Source organism: Vibrio jasicida CAIM 1864 = LMG 25398, from assembly GCF_000400365.1.
In the GTDB taxonomy this organism is placed as follows: domain Bacteria; phylum Pseudomonadota; class Gammaproteobacteria; order Enterobacterales; family Vibrionaceae; genus Vibrio; species Vibrio jasicida.
This window is the reverse complement of the sequence record NZ_BAOG01000189.1, coordinates 1-214: the sequence shown is the minus strand read 5'-3', so window position 1 is coordinate 214 and position 214 is coordinate 1. Positions and strand designations below refer to the sequence as shown.

At 51.9% G+C, this 214-nt stretch carries 2 tRNA genes; both read right to left on the bottom strand.

The annotated features are described in order from the left end of the window. A tRNA-Gly gene (locus VJL_RS26525) sits at positions 1-76 on the bottom strand. A gap of 53 nt (positions 77-129) precedes the next feature. After that, positions 130-206 (bottom strand) — tRNA-Met (locus VJL_RS26520). Positions 207-214 lie beyond the last annotated feature (8 nt).

Sequence of the window (214 nt, the reverse complement as noted above, 5' to 3'; positions counted from 1 at the left end):
TGGAGCGACACACGAGGTTCGAACTCGTGACCTCAACCTTGGCAAGGTTGCGCTCTACCAACTGAGCTAGTGTCGCATCTCTTAACGGCCTGAATATCATTAAAAATGACCTTCAAACTGCTTTAGATTTGGTTGCGGGAGCCGGATTTGAACCGACGACCTTCGGGTTATGAGCCCGACGAGCTACCAAGCTGCTCCATCCCGCGTCCGTATT